This is a genomic window from Neorhizobium sp. T6_25, from assembly GCF_002968555.1.
GTDB lineage: Bacteria > Pseudomonadota > Alphaproteobacteria > Rhizobiales > Rhizobiaceae > Neorhizobium.
In genome coordinates, this window is sequence record NZ_PVBL01000002.1 from 354,040 (window position 1) to 369,907 (window position 15,868).

15 protein-coding genes and 1 tRNA gene are annotated in these 15,868 nt (G+C 62.8%); 10 read left to right on the forward strand and 6 right to left on the reverse strand.

Annotation, left to right across the window (positions count from 1 at the left end; genetic code table 11):
* Window positions 1-226: 226 nt before the first annotated feature.
* The 3 genes from C5L10_RS03865 (at window position 227) to C5L10_RS03875 (ending at window position 3,394) form a co-directional block, all read left to right on the forward strand.
* Window positions 227-2,005 carry an ABC transporter ATP-binding protein/permease gene (locus C5L10_RS03865; RefSeq protein WP_105428592.1) on the forward strand — a complete coding sequence of 593 codons (1,779 nt, stop codon included), beginning with the start codon at window positions 227-229 and terminating at the stop codon, window positions 2,003-2,005.
* 1 nt (window position 2,006) lies between these two features.
* The gene (locus tag C5L10_RS03870; RefSeq protein ID WP_105428593.1) at window positions 2,007-2,729 is read left to right on the forward strand and encodes a DUF1003 domain-containing protein; all 723 of its coding nucleotides are present in this window, start codon (window positions 2,007-2,009) and stop codon (window positions 2,727-2,729) included.
* Between the two features lie 167 nt (window positions 2,730-2,896).
* Window positions 2,897-3,394, forward strand: a complete 498-nt coding sequence (locus C5L10_RS03875) for a hypothetical protein (protein ID WP_046668243.1) — start codon at window positions 2,897-2,899, stop codon at window positions 3,392-3,394.
* Between the two features lie 66 nt (window positions 3,395-3,460).
* Here the strand turns inward: C5L10_RS03875 and C5L10_RS03880 are convergent, their stop codons facing one another.
* Both C5L10_RS03880 and C5L10_RS03885 read right to left on the reverse strand, forming a co-directional pair.
* On the reverse strand, window positions 3,461-4,171 hold the full coding sequence (locus C5L10_RS03880) for an alpha/beta fold hydrolase (protein WP_105428594.1): 711 nt from the start codon (window positions 4,169-4,171) through the stop codon (window positions 3,461-3,463).
* 149 nt (window positions 4,172-4,320) lie between these two features.
* Window positions 4,321-6,390: an ATP-dependent helicase gene (locus C5L10_RS03885; RefSeq protein ID WP_105428595.1), complete on the reverse strand. Its 2,070-nt coding sequence runs from the start codon at window positions 6,388-6,390 to the stop codon at window positions 4,321-4,323.
* A 322-nt stretch (window positions 6,391-6,712) separates the two neighbouring features.
* Here C5L10_RS03885 and C5L10_RS03890 point away from each other — a divergent pair, with 322 nt between their 5' ends.
* The 4 genes from C5L10_RS03890 to C5L10_RS03905 all read left to right on the forward strand — a co-directional run bounded on the left by C5L10_RS03890 (window position 6,713) and on the right by C5L10_RS03905 (window position 10,646).
* Complete coding sequence (locus C5L10_RS03890) at window positions 6,713-7,726, forward strand: iron ABC transporter substrate-binding protein (protein ID WP_105428596.1); 1,014 nt, start codon at window positions 6,713-6,715, stop codon at window positions 7,724-7,726.
* Between the two features lie 72 nt (window positions 7,727-7,798).
* Window positions 7,799-9,367: an iron ABC transporter permease gene (locus tag C5L10_RS03895; RefSeq protein ID WP_105428688.1), complete on the forward strand. Its 1,569-nt coding sequence runs from the start codon at window positions 7,799-7,801 to the stop codon at window positions 9,365-9,367.
* Window positions 9,364-10,413, forward strand: a complete 1,050-nt coding sequence (locus C5L10_RS03900; protein WP_105428597.1) for an ABC transporter ATP-binding protein — start codon at window positions 9,364-9,366, stop codon at window positions 10,411-10,413. The genes C5L10_RS03895 and C5L10_RS03900 overlap by 4 nt, the downstream gene beginning before the upstream one ends.
* A gap of 59 nt (window positions 10,414-10,472) precedes the next feature.
* Window positions 10,473-10,646, forward strand: a complete 174-nt coding sequence (locus C5L10_RS03905) for a DUF1328 domain-containing protein (RefSeq protein ID WP_038545141.1) — start codon at window positions 10,473-10,475, stop codon at window positions 10,644-10,646.
* Between the two features lie 234 nt (window positions 10,647-10,880).
* Here C5L10_RS03905 and C5L10_RS03910 read toward each other — a convergent pair whose 3' ends face one another.
* The 3 genes from C5L10_RS03910 to cpdR1 form a co-directional block, all read right to left on the reverse strand.
* Window positions 10,881-11,120 carry a hypothetical protein gene (locus C5L10_RS03910; protein WP_037077223.1) on the reverse strand — a complete coding sequence of 80 codons (240 nt, stop codon included), beginning with the start codon at window positions 11,118-11,120 and terminating at the stop codon, window positions 10,881-10,883.
* A 170-nt stretch (window positions 11,121-11,290) separates the two neighbouring features.
* Window positions 11,291-11,365: transfer RNA gene (locus C5L10_RS03915), tRNA-Val, on the reverse strand.
* 105 nt (window positions 11,366-11,470) lie between these two features.
* A complete protein-coding gene (gene cpdR1, locus C5L10_RS03920; protein ID WP_037077221.1) occupies window positions 11,471-11,833 on the reverse strand; it encodes a response regulator CpdR1 in 363 nt (120 codons plus the stop codon).
* A 184-nt stretch (window positions 11,834-12,017) separates the two neighbouring features.
* Between cpdR1 and C5L10_RS03925 the strand changes: the two genes are divergently transcribed.
* Both C5L10_RS03925 and hisN read left to right on the forward strand, forming a co-directional pair.
* A complete protein-coding gene (locus C5L10_RS03925) occupies window positions 12,018-12,902 on the forward strand; it encodes an N-formylglutamate amidohydrolase (RefSeq protein WP_105428598.1) in 885 nt (294 codons plus the stop codon).
* 347 nt (window positions 12,903-13,249) lie between these two features.
* Complete coding sequence (gene hisN, locus C5L10_RS03930) at window positions 13,250-14,026, forward strand: histidinol-phosphatase (protein WP_105428599.1); 777 nt, start codon at window positions 13,250-13,252, stop codon at window positions 14,024-14,026.
* A gap of 21 nt (window positions 14,027-14,047) precedes the next feature.
* Here hisN and C5L10_RS03935 read toward each other — a convergent pair whose 3' ends face one another.
* Window positions 14,048-15,016 carry an alpha/beta fold hydrolase gene (locus C5L10_RS03935; RefSeq protein WP_105428689.1) on the reverse strand — a complete coding sequence of 323 codons (969 nt, stop codon included), beginning with the start codon at window positions 15,014-15,016 and terminating at the stop codon, window positions 14,048-14,050.
* Between the two features lie 221 nt (window positions 15,017-15,237).
* On the opposite strand from C5L10_RS03935, the gene C5L10_RS03940 reads away from it, so the two are divergent.
* On the forward strand, window positions 15,238-15,621 hold the full coding sequence (locus C5L10_RS03940; RefSeq protein ID WP_105428600.1) for a YciI family protein: 384 nt from the start codon (window positions 15,238-15,240) through the stop codon (window positions 15,619-15,621).
* The last annotated feature ends 247 nt before the right edge of the window (window positions 15,622-15,868 follow it).

Here is a 15,868-nt window from a genome sequence, read left to right on the forward strand (position 1 = left end):
GCCTTGCGAGTTCTGGACTGCCGATCCCGGCAAAAATATCTTTCGATCACGACGTTCTGTTCAAGGAAATCTGAGGATTTCCCCTTAAAATCACCCGTGGAGCGATTGGAACGGCGTCGGCGGTCGCGCCAGCCGAGTTCGCTCCCCATATCTGTACCGGCTGCCTCGCCAATGCCAAGGGCGCGGTGCCGTTGAGAGTTGATCGGTCGCAAGGAGTCCGGACACGATGACGCAGCCCCCAGAAACGGCACTGCAGAATTTCGAGCTTTCCCTGGGGGGGCAGCTCCGCATGATGGGCGAGGCATTCTGGAATGCGCCGGTGCGCAATCGCGTCCTGGTACTGACCGCGGCCCTGCTCGTCGTCATCTTCGCAACGACCTATGCGACATACCGACTGAACGAGTGGAACGGGCCGTTCTACGACGCGCTGGAACGGCGCGACATGCCGGAATTTCTGAACCAGCTCGTCGTGTTCGGCATTATCGCCTTTTCGCTGACACTCTTGAACGTCGTCCAGCAGTGGCTGAACCAGATCACTGCAATGCGGATGCGCGAGGGGTTGGCACGCGACCTCGCCGATGTCTGGCTGAAGCCCGGCCGGGCGCTCAAGCTCGCCGGAGCCGGCGCGATCGCCAACAATCCCGACCAGCGGCTGCACGAGGACACGCGCATCCTGGCGGAAAACACCACGGCGCTGGCGATCGGGCTCGTCAACTCGACGATCCTGCTCGCGAGCTTCATCGGCGTGCTCTGGGCGATCTCGTCGGATTTCGTCTTCCATTTCGGCGGCCGCACCATTTCGATCCCCGGCTACATGGTATGGACGACGATCCTCTATGCGCTGCTGGGCTCGGTGCTCAGCAACGTCGTCGGCAACCTGTTGCCGCGGCTCAACGCCGAGCGTTACGCCCGGGAAGCGGACCTGCGCTCGGCCCTGGTGCGCGCCAACGAAAACATGAAGCCGATCACGCTCGCGCGCGGCGAGGCAAGCGAGCGCGACCGGGTGCATTTCGCGATCGACGGCGTGCTGGGCATGCTGCGAAAGCTCGCCTGGGCGCTCGCAAACCTCACCTGGGTCTCCGCCGGGTTCGGCTGGCTGGCGCTGGTGGCACCGATCATCATCGCGTCGCCGATGTATTTTTCCGGCGAGCTTTCCTTCGGGGGGCTGATGATGGCAGTCGGCGCCTTCAACCAGGTCAATCAGGCGCTTCGCTGGTATGTCGTCAATTTCAGCGTCATCGCCGACTGGCGGGCGACGCTGAACCGCGTCTCTTCCTTCCGCAACGCGCTGCTCTCCATGGATACGCCGGCCGAGGAGGGCGGGGTGATCGCCTATCGCGAGGCGCAACAGGGGGAGGGCATCAGCGTTTGCGGCATCACGGTCTACGGCGCCCCCGAGCAGGGCGAAGCCGGGCACGGGGTGCGGGTGGTCGAGGGCGATTGCGCCATCAAGCCGGGCGAGCGGGTAATGATCAACGGCGATCCGGGCGCCGACCGGCATCTGTTTTTCCAGGCGCTGGCCGGCATCTGGCCCTGGGGGCGCGGCGAGATCGCCCTGCCGCCGGCGGGCCGGATGATCCTGATGCCGCAGGACGGATACCTGCCGACGGCGACGCTGCGCGAGGTGATGACCTATCCGGACGGGCTGAGCGACATCGACGACAAGGCGCTGACCGAGGCCCTGGAGAAGGTCGGGCTCGACCGCCTCGTGCACCGGCTGGACGAGGTGGAGCGCTGGGACCGGCTGCTCGACAAGGACGAGGAGGCGTCGCTGGCGATCGCCAACGCGGTGCTGCGCAAGCCGGACTGGTTGATCATGGACGACGTGCTGGAAGGCCTGGAGCCGGAAACCCAGGGGCGGCTGTTGGGCGTGCTCAGCCGTCTCGAAGGCCTGACGCTCATCTATATCGGCCGCTCGGAAGAGTTCCGGAAAAAATTCTCACCGCGACTATTCCACCTGTCGCCGCTTCAGGTGCATGCGGAGAAGAAAACGGAAGAGGCGTGAGATGAGCAGGCATATGGCTCCGGCCAAGACAGGGCGATGCGTCGTCTGCGGCCGCACTTTTCCGCTCTCGAAAATGCACAAGGCCGGACACCTGCGGCCGAACCTCGTGGCAATGGTCGCCGAGGAAGTCCAGGACTGTACAGCCGACAGCTATATCTGCGACGAGGACCTCGGCCGCTATCGCCGGCGGTATGTGGAAAAGCTGCTCGACGAAGAGCGCGGCGAGCTTTCCGATCTCGACAGGCGCGTGCTCGACAGTTTCGAAAAGGGCGCCTCGACGGTGCAGACGAGCGCCAGCAACCTGCTCGAGCGCAACCCCACCTTCGGTGAGCGGGTGGCCGACAAGGTCGCCACCTTCGGCGGCTCCTGGACGTTCATCCTGAGTTTTCTCGGCGTGCTGGTCGTCTGGATGGGGATCAACGTCGTCGGCCTGTTCTCCCAGCCTTTCGACCCCTATCCGTTCATCCTGCTCAACCTGGTGCTCTCCTGCCTTGCGGCGCTGCAGGCGCCGGTCATCATGATGAGCCAGCGGCGGCAGGAGGAGAAGGACCGGCTGCGCTCCGAGAACGACTACATGATCAACCTGCGCGCCGAGCTCGAAATCCGCCAGCTCCACGAAAAGATCGACCACCAGATGGCGCATCAATGGGAGCGGCTGGCGGAAATGCAGCAGATCCAGATCGAACTTCTGGAACGACGCGGCGGCGGGCGGGGGTCCAACTAGGCCAGCCCTGAGCGCCGGCGATGACGGAAGTAACCCCAGCGGCAATTTTGGCGGAATTCCCCGGCTTTTTGAGTGTTTGCTCCACCTATTCTTAAAGGGCTGCGTGCTAAACGGGTTTTCGCCGCTGGTTGAAGCATCTGCGGTCCCCATTTCTCAAGGATTCACAGATGAAAAAAGCTCTCCTGATTGCCGTGCTCGTCATGGCCGCTCCCATGCTGGCCGAGGCGAAAACACTCAAGTTCCCGAGCGATGCTCCGATCGCCAGCATCAAGATCCCCGACAGCTGGAACCCGAAGGAAACCGACACCGGCGTCGATGCCACGTCCAGTGACGATGCCGTCTATCTTTCCGCCGATGTCGCGGAGCTGAAGTCGATGGACAAGACGGTTACGGACGCCATCGATTTCCTGAAGGAGGTTGGCGTCACCGTCGATCCCAAGACGCTGAAGGAAACTCCGGTCGAGGAGTTCAACGGCATGCAGATGACCACGCTCGATTGGGACGGCAAGGACGAGAGCGGCCCGGTAAGCGTCGGGCTTGCACTGATCCAGACGTCGCCGACCAAGGGCCTCGTCGTCACCTATTGGGGAACCAAGGGCGACGAGGAAAAGCACCAGAAGGAACTGGTCGACATCCTGTTGTCGATCAAGCCGCTCGGAAAGTGATACGGATAAGCGGCGGCGGTTGTTTCCGCCGCCGCTTTCGTCTCGCCGGACTGACCGGGCGGAAAGTCAGCCGATGAAATCGTGGATGATGCGGGCGACCTCGTCCGGCATTTCGAGCTGCAGCATGTGGCCGCTCGGCACTTCCATGGATGCCCAGGACGGATCGGCGCCAACCCTGGCGTAGATGCCGGAAAAGATCTTCGACTGGTCGATATTGGCCGAGACGTAAAGCCTCTTCGTGATCTTCCGATAGTCGCCCGTCAGCTTGATCTTCTGGATCATCGTCGCGAACGGCTGCGGCGAGCGGCTGGTCATGTAGTGGCGTAGATGTTCCGGCACGCGGGTCGCGTGACGGGCAGGCGGCGGCACCGCGACGCCGCCGAGTTCGCCGGCCATGGTAAGGTTGGCCATCGCCACTTCCGGCCCAAGCAGATCGAGCGCCGACTGGCCATTCTCCGGCAGGAAAGCGTCGAGATAGGTCAGCGTGCGGATGCGGGCCGCGAAACGATCGGCGACGCCCGTAATCACCATGCCGCCATAGGAATGGCCGACGAGGTCGAATTCCTCCAGGCCCTCCGCTTCGATAAGGCCACAGACATCGCCGATATGGGTGTCGAGATTGATGGTGCCCGAGAAGAGGTGGGCGCGTTCACCGAGCCCGGTGAGGCTCGGCACGAAGACCTGATGACCCATGCCCCGCAGAATATCGGCAACCGGCGTCCAGCTCGCGCTCGAACCCCAGGCACCCTGCACCAGAACGATTTTGCGGCCCGTCATCTAATCCCTCCCGATATCGTCTGACTGCCACATCGAGGTCGGGTTGTTCCACCCGGTGCAGTCAGAGTCAACGCGACAGCGGGGGGACAGGCGGGCTCAGTCTCATATCCGTCGTTCCGCTGAAACTGATGACTGCTTTAGGTAGCTTGTTACCGCCACATGCCGCGCATGCGGGCGGTGACGTCGATGCGCACCTGGTGGCGGGCCTGGCGTTCGGCCTCGGTCATCTGGGCGACGACCGGCCAGGCGGCGGTTTCGAAGAATTGCAGCAAGGTCGCCGGGATGAAGCGGGTGCGGGCGGCATAGACGTGGCGGTCGCCCTGCGAGGCCTGGCCGTGCACGAAGAAACGCTGCGGCGTCATCAGATGCAGGTGGTCCTTCGCCCGCGTCATCGCGACATAAAGAAGGCGGCGCTCCTCCTCCATTTCGGCGGTCGAGCCGACGCCGAGGTCGGAGGGGATGCAGCCGTCGACGCAGTTTAACAGGAACACCGACCGCCATTCCTGGCCCTTCGACGAATGGATGGTCGAGAGGATGAGATAGTCCTCGTCGAGCAGAGGCGTGCCGGATTCGGCGCTGGTCGCATCCGGCGGGTCGAGGGTCAGTTCGGTGAGGAACCGTTCGCGCGAGGCATAACCCGAGGCGATCTGTTCGAGTTGCAAAAGGTCGGCCTTGCGGGTCTCGGCGTCCTCGTGGATGCGGATGAGATGCGGCTCGTACCACTGGCGGGCAAGGCCGATCTCGGACGGCCAGCCCTGGCCCCTGCGGATCTCGGCGAGCATGTCGACAAAGGCCGGCCAGTCGGCACCGGACCGCGGCGGGGCCGGGATTTCCTGGAGGGCTGCGAGTGGCTCGGGATCGGCGGCGATCGCATCGAGGATTTTTCCGGCCGTCTGCGGTCCGATGCCGGGGATGAGCTGCATCAGCCGGAAGCCGGCGACGCGGTCGCGCGGGTTCTGGGCGAAACGCAAGGCCGCCAGCATGTCCTTGACATGGGCGCTGTCGAGGAATTTCAGGCCACCGAACTTCACGAAGGGAATGTTGCGGCGGGTGAGCTCGACTTCGAGCGGGCCGGAATGGTGGGACGCGCGGAACAGCACGGCCTGGCTCTTCAGCGTCATGCCGGTTTCGCGGTTTTCGAGAATCTTTTCGACGATGTAATTGGCCTGTTCGGTCTCGTCCTTGACGGCGACGAGGCGGGGGCGCTCCTCCGACTGGCGCTCGGTCCAGAGGTTCTTGGTGAAGCGCTCGCGGGCGAGATCGATGACGCCATTGGCGGCGGCGAGAATCGTATTGGTCGAGCGGTAGTTTCGGTCGAGCGTGACGATATCGGCCGGCGGATCGAACGTGTTCGGGAAATCGAGGATGTTGCGGATCGTCGCGGCGCGGAAGGAATAGATCGACTGGGCGTCGTCACCGACCACGGTCAGGCCGATGCCGCCGGGCTTCATCGCCATCAGGATCGACGATTGCAGGCGGTTGGTGTCCTGGTATTCGTCGACGAGGACATGATCAAAACGGCCGCCAACGTCCTGCGCAATCGCCGGCTCGCTCATCATCTGCGCCCAGTAGAGCAGGAGGTCGTCATAATCCAGCACGTTCTGGGCCTGCTTGGCCTCGACATAGGAGGCGAACAGTTCGCGCAGCTGCGGTTCCCAGGCCGAGCACCAGGGGAAATAGAGTTTCAGCACCTCGTCCAGAGGCGTTTCGGAATTCACCGCACGGGAATAGATCTGCAGACAGGTGCCTTTGGTGGGAAACCGGTTCTCGGTCTTCGAGAAGCCGAGCTCGTGGCGCACCAGGTTCATCAGGTCGGCGGAATCTTCCCGGTCGTGGATGGTGAAGTCGTGGTCGAGGCCGATCTGTTCGGCGTAGAGGCGGAGCAGCCGGGCGCCGATGCCGTGAAAGGTGCCGGCCCAGGCAAGCGCGTCGGTCATGATGCCGGCATTTGCGCCCAAAACCTGCGCACAGATGCGCTCGACACGGCGGCCCATTTCCGAGGCCGCGCGGCGGGAAAAGGTCATCAGCAGGATGCGGCGCGGATCGGCACCCGAGACGATCAGGTGCGCGACACGATGGGCAAGCGTGTTGGTCTTGCCGGAACCGGCACCGGCGATGACCAGCAAAGGCCCGGCCGGACCGCCCCTGGGCACGTCAGAGCCGTGCTCGACCGCGCGCCGTTGCGCATCATTCAGCTTTTCCAGATAAGCAACAGCCATGCCCGTTCCCGATGTGTTCGAATTAGCCATAGCTGATTCGTGGGCCTGCGCGGAAATCCGCGTCGGCACTTATGCGGCAAGTCGCCAACTTGCCCGCGGGCCGGAAGATTGCGACGATGCCGCCGGCGGCAATTCCCGCCCAAGTACAATTTGCATACCAGGGCCCGGTGCCGCGATCAATTCGCGTCGCCTGCTGTATCTGTTTGTATTTAAAACGTAAATCACGCCTTTGTTACGCCTGTCGTGGAATAAACTTGACCACAAATCTCTGCTTTGGTTATGACGAGCTCGTCAAATTCCTGACTCTCTTGCGGAGGCGATCTTGAAAGCTTCATTCACCTTGGCCGCGGGCGCTGCCCTGGCTTTTTCCGTTCTCGCTCTTTCCTCGCCGGCTTCGGCGCAGGTGGCCGACAGTCTCACCATCTACAATGCCCAGCACGAAGGGCTGACCAAGGAATGGGTGAAGGCCTTTACGGAAGAGACCGGCATCGCGGTCACCATCCGCCAGGGCAGCGACCTCGAAATCGCCAACCAGATCGTCCAGGAAGGCGCCAATTCGCCGGCCGACGTGTTCCTGACCGAAAATTCGCCGGCCATGGTGCTGGTCGACGGCAAGGGCCTTTTCGCGCCGGTCGACAAGGCAACCCTCGACCAGGTGCTGCCGGGTTTCCATCCGGCCAACGGCAACTGGGTCGGCATCGCTGCCCGCTCGACGGTTTTTGTCTATGACAAGACCAAGCTGACGGAAGACAAGCTGCCGAAGTCGATGCTCGACCTTGCCAAGCCGGAATGGAAGGGCCGCTGGACGGCATCTCCGTCGGGCGCCGATTTCCAGGCGATCGTCGGTGCCTTGCTGCAGCTCAAGGGCGAAGAAGCGACCGCTGCCTGGCTGAAGGGCATGAAGGAAAATGCGACCCCGATCCGCGGCAACTCGACTGCCATGAAGGCGGTCAATGCCGGCCAGTTCGAAGGCGCGCTGATCTATCACTACTACTATTTCGGCGACGTCGCGAAGACCGGCGAGAACACCAAGAACATCGGCATGCATTATTTCAAGAACCAGGATCCGGGCGCCTTCGTGTCGATCTCGGGCGGCGGCGTCCTCGCCTCGTCCAAGCACAAGGAACAGGCACAGACCTTCCTGAAGTGGGTCACCGGCAAGGGCGGCCAGAAGATCCTGCGCGACGGCACCTCCTTTGAATACGCCGTTGGCAAGGGCGAGGCTTCCAACAAGATGCTGACCCCGATCGCCGACTTGGCGGCCCCGAAGGTCGAGCCCTCGACCCTCAACAACGCCAAGGTCACCGACATGATGACCGCCGCCGGCCTGCTCTAAAAAGCGGTCGATAACAGTTGCACGGAGACATCGCAGGGCGTACCTGCGATGTCTCGTATTTTCGGACCGGCAATGACTTCCACCACAGATACCAGGATCTCCATCGCGCCGCGACACCGCCTGCCGGCGGCGTCGTCCTGGACGCTGACGATCGCGGTCGTGGTGGCCTTGCTGGCGCTCCTGCCGCTCGGCTTCGTGTTATGGGCAACGGTGGTGACCGGTTGGGAGATGGCCTCGCAGCTGATCTTCCGCTCGCGGGTCGGCGATCTGCTGGCCAATACGGTCCTGCTCGTCGTCTTCACCATTCCGATCTGCGCCGTGCTCGGCGTCGCGCTCGCCTGGTTGACGGAGCGCAGCGACCTGCCGGGCGCGCGGTTCTGGTCCTGGCTCTGCGTCACGCCACTTGCCGTGCCCGCCTTCGTGCACTCCTATGCCTGGATCGGAATGTGGCCCGGTTTCAACGGCCTTCCCGCCGGCGTGGCGATCTCGGTCGTCGCCTATTTTCCGTTTCTCTATCTTCCGCTTTCCGCCGCCTTCCGGCTGCTCGATCCGGCTCTGGAGGACCAGGCGGCCTCGCTGGGGCTGGCGCCATTCGCCGTCTTCCGGCGCGTCGTCCTGCCGCAGCTCCGGCTTGCCCTCTGCGGCGGCGCGCTGCTGATCGGCCTGCATCTCTTGGCCGAATACGGGCTGTTTGCGATGATCCGCTTCGACACGTTCACGACCGCCATTCTCGACCAGTTCCAGTCGACCTATAACGGTGTCGCCGCCTATATGCTGGCGCTGGTGCTGGTGCTCTGCTGTTTCGTGCTGCTCGGCCTCGAAGCTTCGCTGCGCGGCCGCAGCCGGTATGCGCGGCTCGGATCCGGCGTCGCCCGCCGGCCGAAGATCGCCCGGCTCGGCCGGTGGAAATACGTCGCTCTGCTTCTGCCGGCCGCGACCGCCGCCTTTGCGCTCGGCATTCCGGTGCTGACGCTCGGTCGCTGGCTGATTGCCGGCGGCACCGGCGTGTGGCGGATCGACGAGGTCGGGCTGGCGCTGTGGCAGACGCTGGTCATCTGCCTGATCGGCGGGCTTGCGACGACTGCGGCCGCCGTGCCGATCGCCTGGCTCTCCGTGCGCCGGCCGACCCGCGCCAGCCGGTTCCTCGAAGGCTGCTATTATCTCGCGAGTTCGATGCCGGGCGTCGTCGTGGCGCTGGCGCTTGTCACCATCACCGTGCGGACCATGCTGCCGCTCTACCAGAGCGTTGCCACCATCGTGCTCGCCTATGTGGTGATGTTTCTGCCGCGGGCGCTGGTGAGCCTGCGGGCCAGCATTGCGCAGGTGCCGGTCGAGATCGAACAGGCGGCGGCAAGCCTCGGCCGGTCGCCGGGCAACGCGCTGCTTGCGACCACGATCCGGCTTGCCGCACCGGGGGCTGCGGCCGGCGTTGCGCTCTCTTCGCTCGGCATCATGAACGAACTCACCGCCACCCAGATGCTGGCGCCGAACGGCACCCGTACGCTCGCCATGGCCTTCTGGGCGCTGACCGGCGAGATCGATTATGCCGGTGCCGCGCCTTATGCGGTGCTGATGGTCGCCTTCTCGCTGCCGCTCACCTTTCTTCTCCATCACCAATCGAAAAAGATCGCCGGGCGATGATGCTGCTTACCCTGACCTCCCTGCGCAAACAGTATGGTTCCGTCGCAGCCCTCGACGGGATCGACCTGTCGGTGACAGCCGGCAGCCGCACGGCGATCGTCGGTCCGTCCGGATGCGGCAAGACCACGCTTCTGCGCTTGGTCGCCGGCTTCGACGCGCCGGATGAAGGCCGCATCGTGTTCGATGGCCGGGCGCTCGCCGACGGCTCGTCCCAGGTGCCGGCGCACAAGCGCGGCATCGGCATCGTGGCGCAGGACGGCTGCCTGTTTCCGCATCTGACGATCCGGCAGAATATCGGTTTCGGGCTGGAGGCGGAGGCCTCGGTCAAGAACGCCCGCATCGCAGAACTGATGGACATGGTCGGGCTTGACGCGGCCATGCTCTCCCGCAAGCCTGACCAGCTCTCAGGCGGCCAGCAGCAGCGCGTGGCGCTTGCGAGGGCCTTGGCACGCAAGCCGCGGCTGATGCTACTCGACGAGCCCTTCTCGGCGCTGGATACGGGCCTGAGGGCAGCCACCCGCAAGGCAGTGACCGACGTGCTGACGGCCGCCGGTATCACCACGCTTCTGGTGACCCACGACCAGGGCGAGGCGCTCGCCTTTGCCGACCAGGTGGCGGTGATGCGGGCCGGCCGGTTCGCGCAGGTCGGTTCCCCACGCGAGGTCTATTCAAGGCCCGTCGATGCGGCGACGGCGGCATTCCTTGGCGAGGCGATCGTGATGCCCGCGGATATCGCCGACGGACAGGCAAAAAGCCCACTGGGCGTGCTTCCGGTCGACGATGCCGCCTATCGCGGCAAGGCGCAGATCATGCTGCGGCCGGAACAGGTCACGGTCAGCCAAGCCGGCGGCGAGAATGGCGGCGAGGGGGCTTCAGGCACGATCGCCGAGATCAATTTCTGCGGCCCGACCTCGGATGTCCGGATCAGGCTTGGCGGCGATCCGCAAGGCTTCTCTTTCCGGCTCGACATTCCCAGCCGCGAGACGCTTGTCGTCGGCGACCGGGTGGCGATCGGCGTGGCCGGAGCCGCCCACGTCCTGCGCTGATTGGGAACCCTGGAACATTTCTTCGCGTTATCGGACCATCAACGTGAAGGAACAATTCCATGCTGAAATGGGCTCTCATCTTTCTGGTCATCTCGCTGATTTCCGGTTTCCTCGGCTTTTCGGGCATTTCCGCCGCGACGGCAGGGATCGCAAAAATCCTGTTCTTCATCTTCCTTGTCGTTTTCCTGATTTTCGTCGTGCTCGCCTTTGCCGCCGGCAATGCGATTCTCTGATTCCCCTGAGATCCTCGGGGCATTAAGCGCGAGGAACCGTGCCCCGGAAACAAAAAAGCCCCGCCGAAGGTCGGGCGGGGCAAATTGGGGAAAATCCGCATCAAGGATGCGGTAGGTCGCATCTGGCATATTCGATGTCGTGTTGCGAGGCTGGTTGGGGCCGATTCGGTACGCTCCGGCGAAAAAAGAGACCGGTCTCGAAACGGCATCAACTGATCTGCGCAGATGCGGAGGTCAGGGGCGCGACGGATGTTTCTGGGCGAACACGAGCAGCTTCCAGATTACCGGTCCGAGGACCGTATGCTCGTGGTGGATCTGCGGGATGGCCGCGTCCTTGTGCACGACGATTTCGTCGCCGCAGGTCTTGCACCGGTAGATGCCGGCATTCGGCACCTTCTGCCCCGGCATCCAATCCTTCTCGAAGGCCGGTGCTTTCGTCTGGACGAGATGCTCCGAATTCTTGAACTGCGCCATCTGGACCTCCTTGATGTCGTAACACCATAACAGCCGCAGATGACCAAATCGCCAGCAAGGCTGGTGAAGGCTTTCGGGCGCAAGTGCACCGTTTTGGAACGAACAGATTAAGGGGAGGATCAGAAACGAAGAAATCCGCCGAAGCGGATTTCTCAACGTTTTGAACTGGATGGTGGGCGTGACAGGGATTGAACCTGTGACCCCTACGATGTCAACGTAGTGCTCTCCCGCTGAGCTACACGCCCATCCGTGGCGGCGCATAGACCATAGACTGGTCGGGCCGTCAACAGGTTTTTGCCATGAAATGCGAAGGTTTTTTGAAGGCCTTGCAGATCAGGGCTTTCGGGGCCTCAGGCCGCCAGAAGCTTGTTCACTTCGTCCACCAGATCGCGCAGGTGGAAGGGCTTCGACAGCACCTTGGCATCCTTCGGGGCCTTGGAATCGGAGTTCAACGCGACGGCCGCAAAGCCGGTGATGAACATCACCTTCAGGTCCGGGTCGAGTTCGGTCGCCCGGCGGGCGAGTTCGATCCCGTCCATTTCCGGCATGACGATGTCGGTCAGGAGCAGCGAGAAGGGCTCTTCGCGCAGGCGATCATAGGCGCTCGCGCCGTTGTCGAAGGACGCAACCTTGTAGCCCGCCTTTTCAAGCGCCTTGACCAGGAAACGACGCATGTCGTTATCGTCTTCGGCGAGAAGGATTTTCTGAATCATCTCCAGGACCGTTATCCAATGCAAATTTTTAGAGTTGTCGGTATCTCTTACACTGCCTACACGCGGTAAACATCCGTTTAATGAGGGTACAAGAGGATTTGGTAGGGTATAGATAGTATGGACTTCGCCTCGGGCAACTGGCAACATGAGTTCCTGAACAAGTTCGTGACATGGTAAAGGCAGGATGGATTGCAGCGCGGGTGATTTTGAACACTTCGAAGTGAGGGAGCCCGCCACGCAGACTATCCCCTTCGTCTTCAATTCGCCTCACAGCGGCAGCTTCTACCCGCCCGAATTTCTCGCCGAAAGCGACCTCGATTCGCTCGCCATCCGCCGCTCCGCAGACCACTATGTCGACGAGCTTTTCGCCGATGCGCCGGAACTCGGTGCGCCGCTGCTTCTCGCCCATTTCCCGCGCGCCTATCTCGACGTCAACCGCGAGCCTTACGAGCTCGATCCGCGCATGTTCGACGGGCCTTTGCCGCCTTTCGTCAATATCGGCTCGATGCGGGTCGCAGGCGGGCTCGGCACGATCCCCCGGATCGTCGCGGAAAATATGGAAATCTATCGCCGCCGGCTGCCGGTCAACGAGGCGATGTCGCGTATCGAAACGATCTACAAGCCCTATCACGCCTGCCTTCGCAAGCTGATCGCCCGCACTCATGCCCGCTTCGGGCTCGCCATCCTGATCGACTGCCATTCGATGCCGGGCAATATCCGGCTGTCCGGCTCGGACGTGCGGCCCGACTTCATCATCGGCGACCGCTATGGCACCAGCGCCTCGGCGGAGCTTTCTCGGGCGGCGATGCAATTCCTCGATGGCATGGGTTTTTCCGCCGTGCGCAACAAGCCCTATGCCGGCGGCTTCATCACCGAGCACTATGGACGGCCGGTGCGCGGCCTGCACGCACTGCAGATCGAGATCAACCGCGCGCTCTACGTGGACGAGATGACGCTTGCCAGGCGGCCGGAGTTCCCGATGGTCGCGGCCGCCCTTTCCACCTTCATGCGGCAGATGGCGAATTTCGTCGTCGACTTCGCCGGCGACAGCGCGCTGGCGGCAGAATAGACCTTCAGGTTTTCCACAGGTTTGATCTTTTGCCGGCGCGTTGGCAGGCTCGCCAGCTTGATCGCGGGCAAAAAAAACCGCGCTTGTGGGCGCGGCTAAGTCTAGGGAGGAAACACCCAAGGAGGGTATTTACAGTCAAAGACTGTGCATTGAAGCTACGAGTGCGCTGCACAAATGTCAAGCATCTTTTTTGACTGATTAAATATGCGCCATTTTTGGGCGGTCTGATGAGTTTTTCGGCGCGGGTGGCGTATCTTTTGATTTTCTGCGCGCGGCCACGCGATTCCGGTTTTCAGTTTCAGGCGAGTATCCTAGAAGGGATCACCTCTTCCTCAGCGGATCTCCCCATGCTCCCCGATCGCGACTTCTTCGATGCGCTTGCCGCCGCCGCCAAGGCCGAGACCCTGCCACGCTTCCGCACCGGACTTTCCGTAGTCAACAAGCTGATGGGTGGGTTCGACCCGGTGACCGAAGGCGACCGCGCCGCCGAGACGGCGATCCGGTCGCTGATCACTGAGAAATTTCCGGAACACGGCATCCTTGGCGAGGAACATGAGAATGTCGGTCTCGACCGCGAACATATCTGGGTGATCGATCCGATCGACGGTACGCGCGCCTTCATTTCCGGCCTGCCGGTCTGGGGCACGCTGATCGGCTTCCAATCGAACGGCCGCGCCGCCATGGGGATGATGGACCAGCCCTTTATAGGCGAGCGTTATTTCGCCGACGGCACCCGCGCCTGGTATTCCGGTCCGGATGGCGAGCGGCAGATTTCGGTGCGGGACTGCGGCAGCCTGGCCGACGCCACCCTGTTCACCACGTCGCCGCATATTTTCGGCGGCGAGGACCTGGCGAAATACCAGGCCGTCGAGGACAGGGTACGGCTGTTTCGCTACGGCTGCGATTGCTACGCCTATGTATTGCTCGCCTCCGGCCATATCGACATTGTGGTCGAGAATAACCTGAAGCCCTACGACGTCGGTGCGCTGATCCCTATCATCGAGCAGGCGGGCGGCATCATCACCACCTGGGACGGCGGGCGCCCGGAAAACGGCGGCAATATTCTTGCGGCGGGCAGCAAGGCCGTGCATGCGGAAGCCATGAAGCTGCTGTCCGGCAAGTAGGTCGGCGAGGCGCGCGACGGATCAGGCGGCCGTCTCGGAAAGCCCGAAACCACCGTCCTGGCCGGGCATAAAGGCCTCGATCGCCGCGAGCCCCTGGGCGCGGTAGATATCCCTGTCGTGAAACAGCTCGTGGCGCCCGCCGTTGATGGTGATCAGCTGGCCGGCGCGAAAATTGCGCGACATCTCCTCCTGCGCCGCATAGGGGACGATTGCGTCGAGAACCGGAGCGAGAATCAGGGTCGGGATGGTGATCCTGGTCAGATGCGACTGGGAAGACACGCGCCGCGCCGCCTTGAACGTCTCGTGCAGCCAGCGGGCCGTCGGCGGGCCGATCGTCAGTTCCGGATGGGCGGCAGCGATCTCGATGTTGCGGGCAAATCGCTTCGGGTCCGATGTCAGCGGGTTGCCTTCGAAGGGGCGGTTGCTCCGGTCGGTGCCCATCGAGACGCCGCCGAAGCCGGTCCAGCTCGCAATCCTGGCAAGCGTGCGGATGAAGCCTTCCGGGACACCCTGACCCGAGAGCGCGATATAGGGGGCTGCGATCGCCATCCGGTTGATGCGGTTCGAGAGGCGCGGGGCAGCCGAGAGCGCGATCAGGGCGCCGGTCGAGTGGGCAACCAGGAAGAAGGGCAGGCGGGCATCCGGCAGGACGATATGTTCGAGGAAGATCTCGAGATCCCGCTCGTAATCGGAAAAGCGGCGGACATGACCCTTGCGCGGATTTTTCGTCAGCCGCTGCGATCCGCCCTGGCCGCGCAGGTCGAAGGTCGCGACCCAGAGGCCCATGGCGTTCAGGTCCCGGATCGTCTCGAAATATTTCTCGATGCACTCATTGCGGCCCTGCATGAGCACGATGGTGCCGATCGCCGGCGACATTCCGGAGCGAAACAGGCCGTAGCGTAACCGGGTGCCGCGATGGCCGGTGAAATAGCCGGCCGTGTAGTTGGCCGGAGCCGGATTGCCGGGCGTCGGGTGGAGAATGTCGTCGATGGAATCTGCCGCTTCGCTCATGCCGTCCAGCGTCAGCCAGCGGCGGCGGGACGTCAAGGAAAAAGCGCGGCCGAAGAAATCGGAGGGGCTTGCACGCTGCCGGTCAAACATGTGTATTCAGACGCATTTACAGATTTCTGGATGTCCGTCGGTCTGCCCAAGCACGGGAGTGTGCGAGGAGGTGGTTCGGCGTCAGTCGACGTATAAGAGGGAGACAAGTCATGTATTACGCTATCCTCGCCTATCACCAGGAGGGAGTGGTCCAATCCTGGACCGAGGAGGAGGATCAGGCGCTGATGACCGAGCTGCTCGAGGTCAACGACCGCCTGGTTGCGCAGAAATCCCTGGGACCTGCCGCGCGGCTTGGCCCGACGGAAGGCGCGGTGACGCTGCGCGGCAAGGGCGAGGGCATGGTCATCGACGGTCCGTTTGCCGAAACCAAGGAGCAACTGCTCGGCCTCTACGTGGTGGATTTTCCGACGATCGAGGGAGCCATTGCGGCGGCACGGGATCTGCGGCGGGCCAATCCGACGGCGGTCTACGAAATCAGGCCGATCCTGCTTTATCTGCCGGGCGCGACGCTGGAGGCGCGGGGCGAGGCCTAGCAAGTTCTTCAGCGGAAAAAAGAAGCCGGAATCGCGGGTCTAGGGATACCCTAAGCGATTCCGGCAATTGATGACCGAAGCGAAGGGACGAATGGAGCTTCGGTCGAGAGAGACAGTCTGCCTTCCACCGTCACTTCTATCAAAACGATCCTGAACCGGCCCGAAACGGGCTGTTCATGTCAGGTTCACGCGCAAAACTGCGCCGCCGACCGGGCTCTTGAAGCCGCGGAAATCAATCCCCATCTGA

What these genes read in the sequence shown, in the direction of transcription:
- C5L10_RS03865 (WP_105428592.1), top strand. Translation starts at nt 227, where the DNA reads ATGACGCAGCCCCCAGAAACGGCACTGCAGAATTTCGAGCTTTCCCTG.
- C5L10_RS03870 (WP_105428593.1), top strand. Translation starts at nt 2,007, where the DNA reads ATGAGCAGGCATATGGCTCCGGCCAAGACAGGGCGATGCGTCGTCTGC.
- C5L10_RS03875 (WP_046668243.1), top strand. Translation starts at nt 2,897, where the DNA reads ATGAAAAAAGCTCTCCTGATTGCCGTGCTCGTCATGGCCGCTCCCATG.
- C5L10_RS03880 (WP_105428594.1), bottom strand. Translation starts at nt 4,171, where the DNA reads ATGACGGGCCGCAAAATCGTTCTGGTGCAGGGTGCCTGGGGTTCGAGC.
- C5L10_RS03885 (WP_105428595.1), bottom strand. Translation starts at nt 6,390, where the DNA reads ATGGCTGTTGCTTATCTGGAAAAGCTGAATGATGCGCAACGGCGCGCG.
- C5L10_RS03895 (WP_105428688.1), top strand. Translation starts at nt 7,799, where the DNA reads ATGACTTCCACCACAGATACCAGGATCTCCATCGCGCCGCGACACCGC.
- C5L10_RS03900 (WP_105428597.1), top strand. Translation starts at nt 9,364, where the DNA reads ATGATGCTGCTTACCCTGACCTCCCTGCGCAAACAGTATGGTTCCGTC.
- C5L10_RS03905 (WP_038545141.1), top strand. Translation starts at nt 10,473, where the DNA reads ATGCTGAAATGGGCTCTCATCTTTCTGGTCATCTCGCTGATTTCCGGT.
- C5L10_RS03910 (WP_037077223.1), bottom strand. Translation starts at nt 11,120, where the DNA reads ATGGCGCAGTTCAAGAATTCGGAGCATCTCGTCCAGACGAAAGCACCG.
- cpdR1 (WP_037077221.1), bottom strand. Translation starts at nt 11,833, where the DNA reads ATGATTCAGAAAATCCTTCTCGCCGAAGACGATAACGACATGCGTCGT.
- C5L10_RS03925 (WP_105428598.1), top strand. Translation starts at nt 12,018, where the DNA reads ATGGATTGCAGCGCGGGTGATTTTGAACACTTCGAAGTGAGGGAGCCC.
- hisN (WP_105428599.1), top strand. Translation starts at nt 13,250, where the DNA reads ATGCTCCCCGATCGCGACTTCTTCGATGCGCTTGCCGCCGCCGCCAAG.
- C5L10_RS03940 (WP_105428600.1), top strand. Translation starts at nt 15,238, where the DNA reads ATGTATTACGCTATCCTCGCCTATCACCAGGAGGGAGTGGTCCAATCC.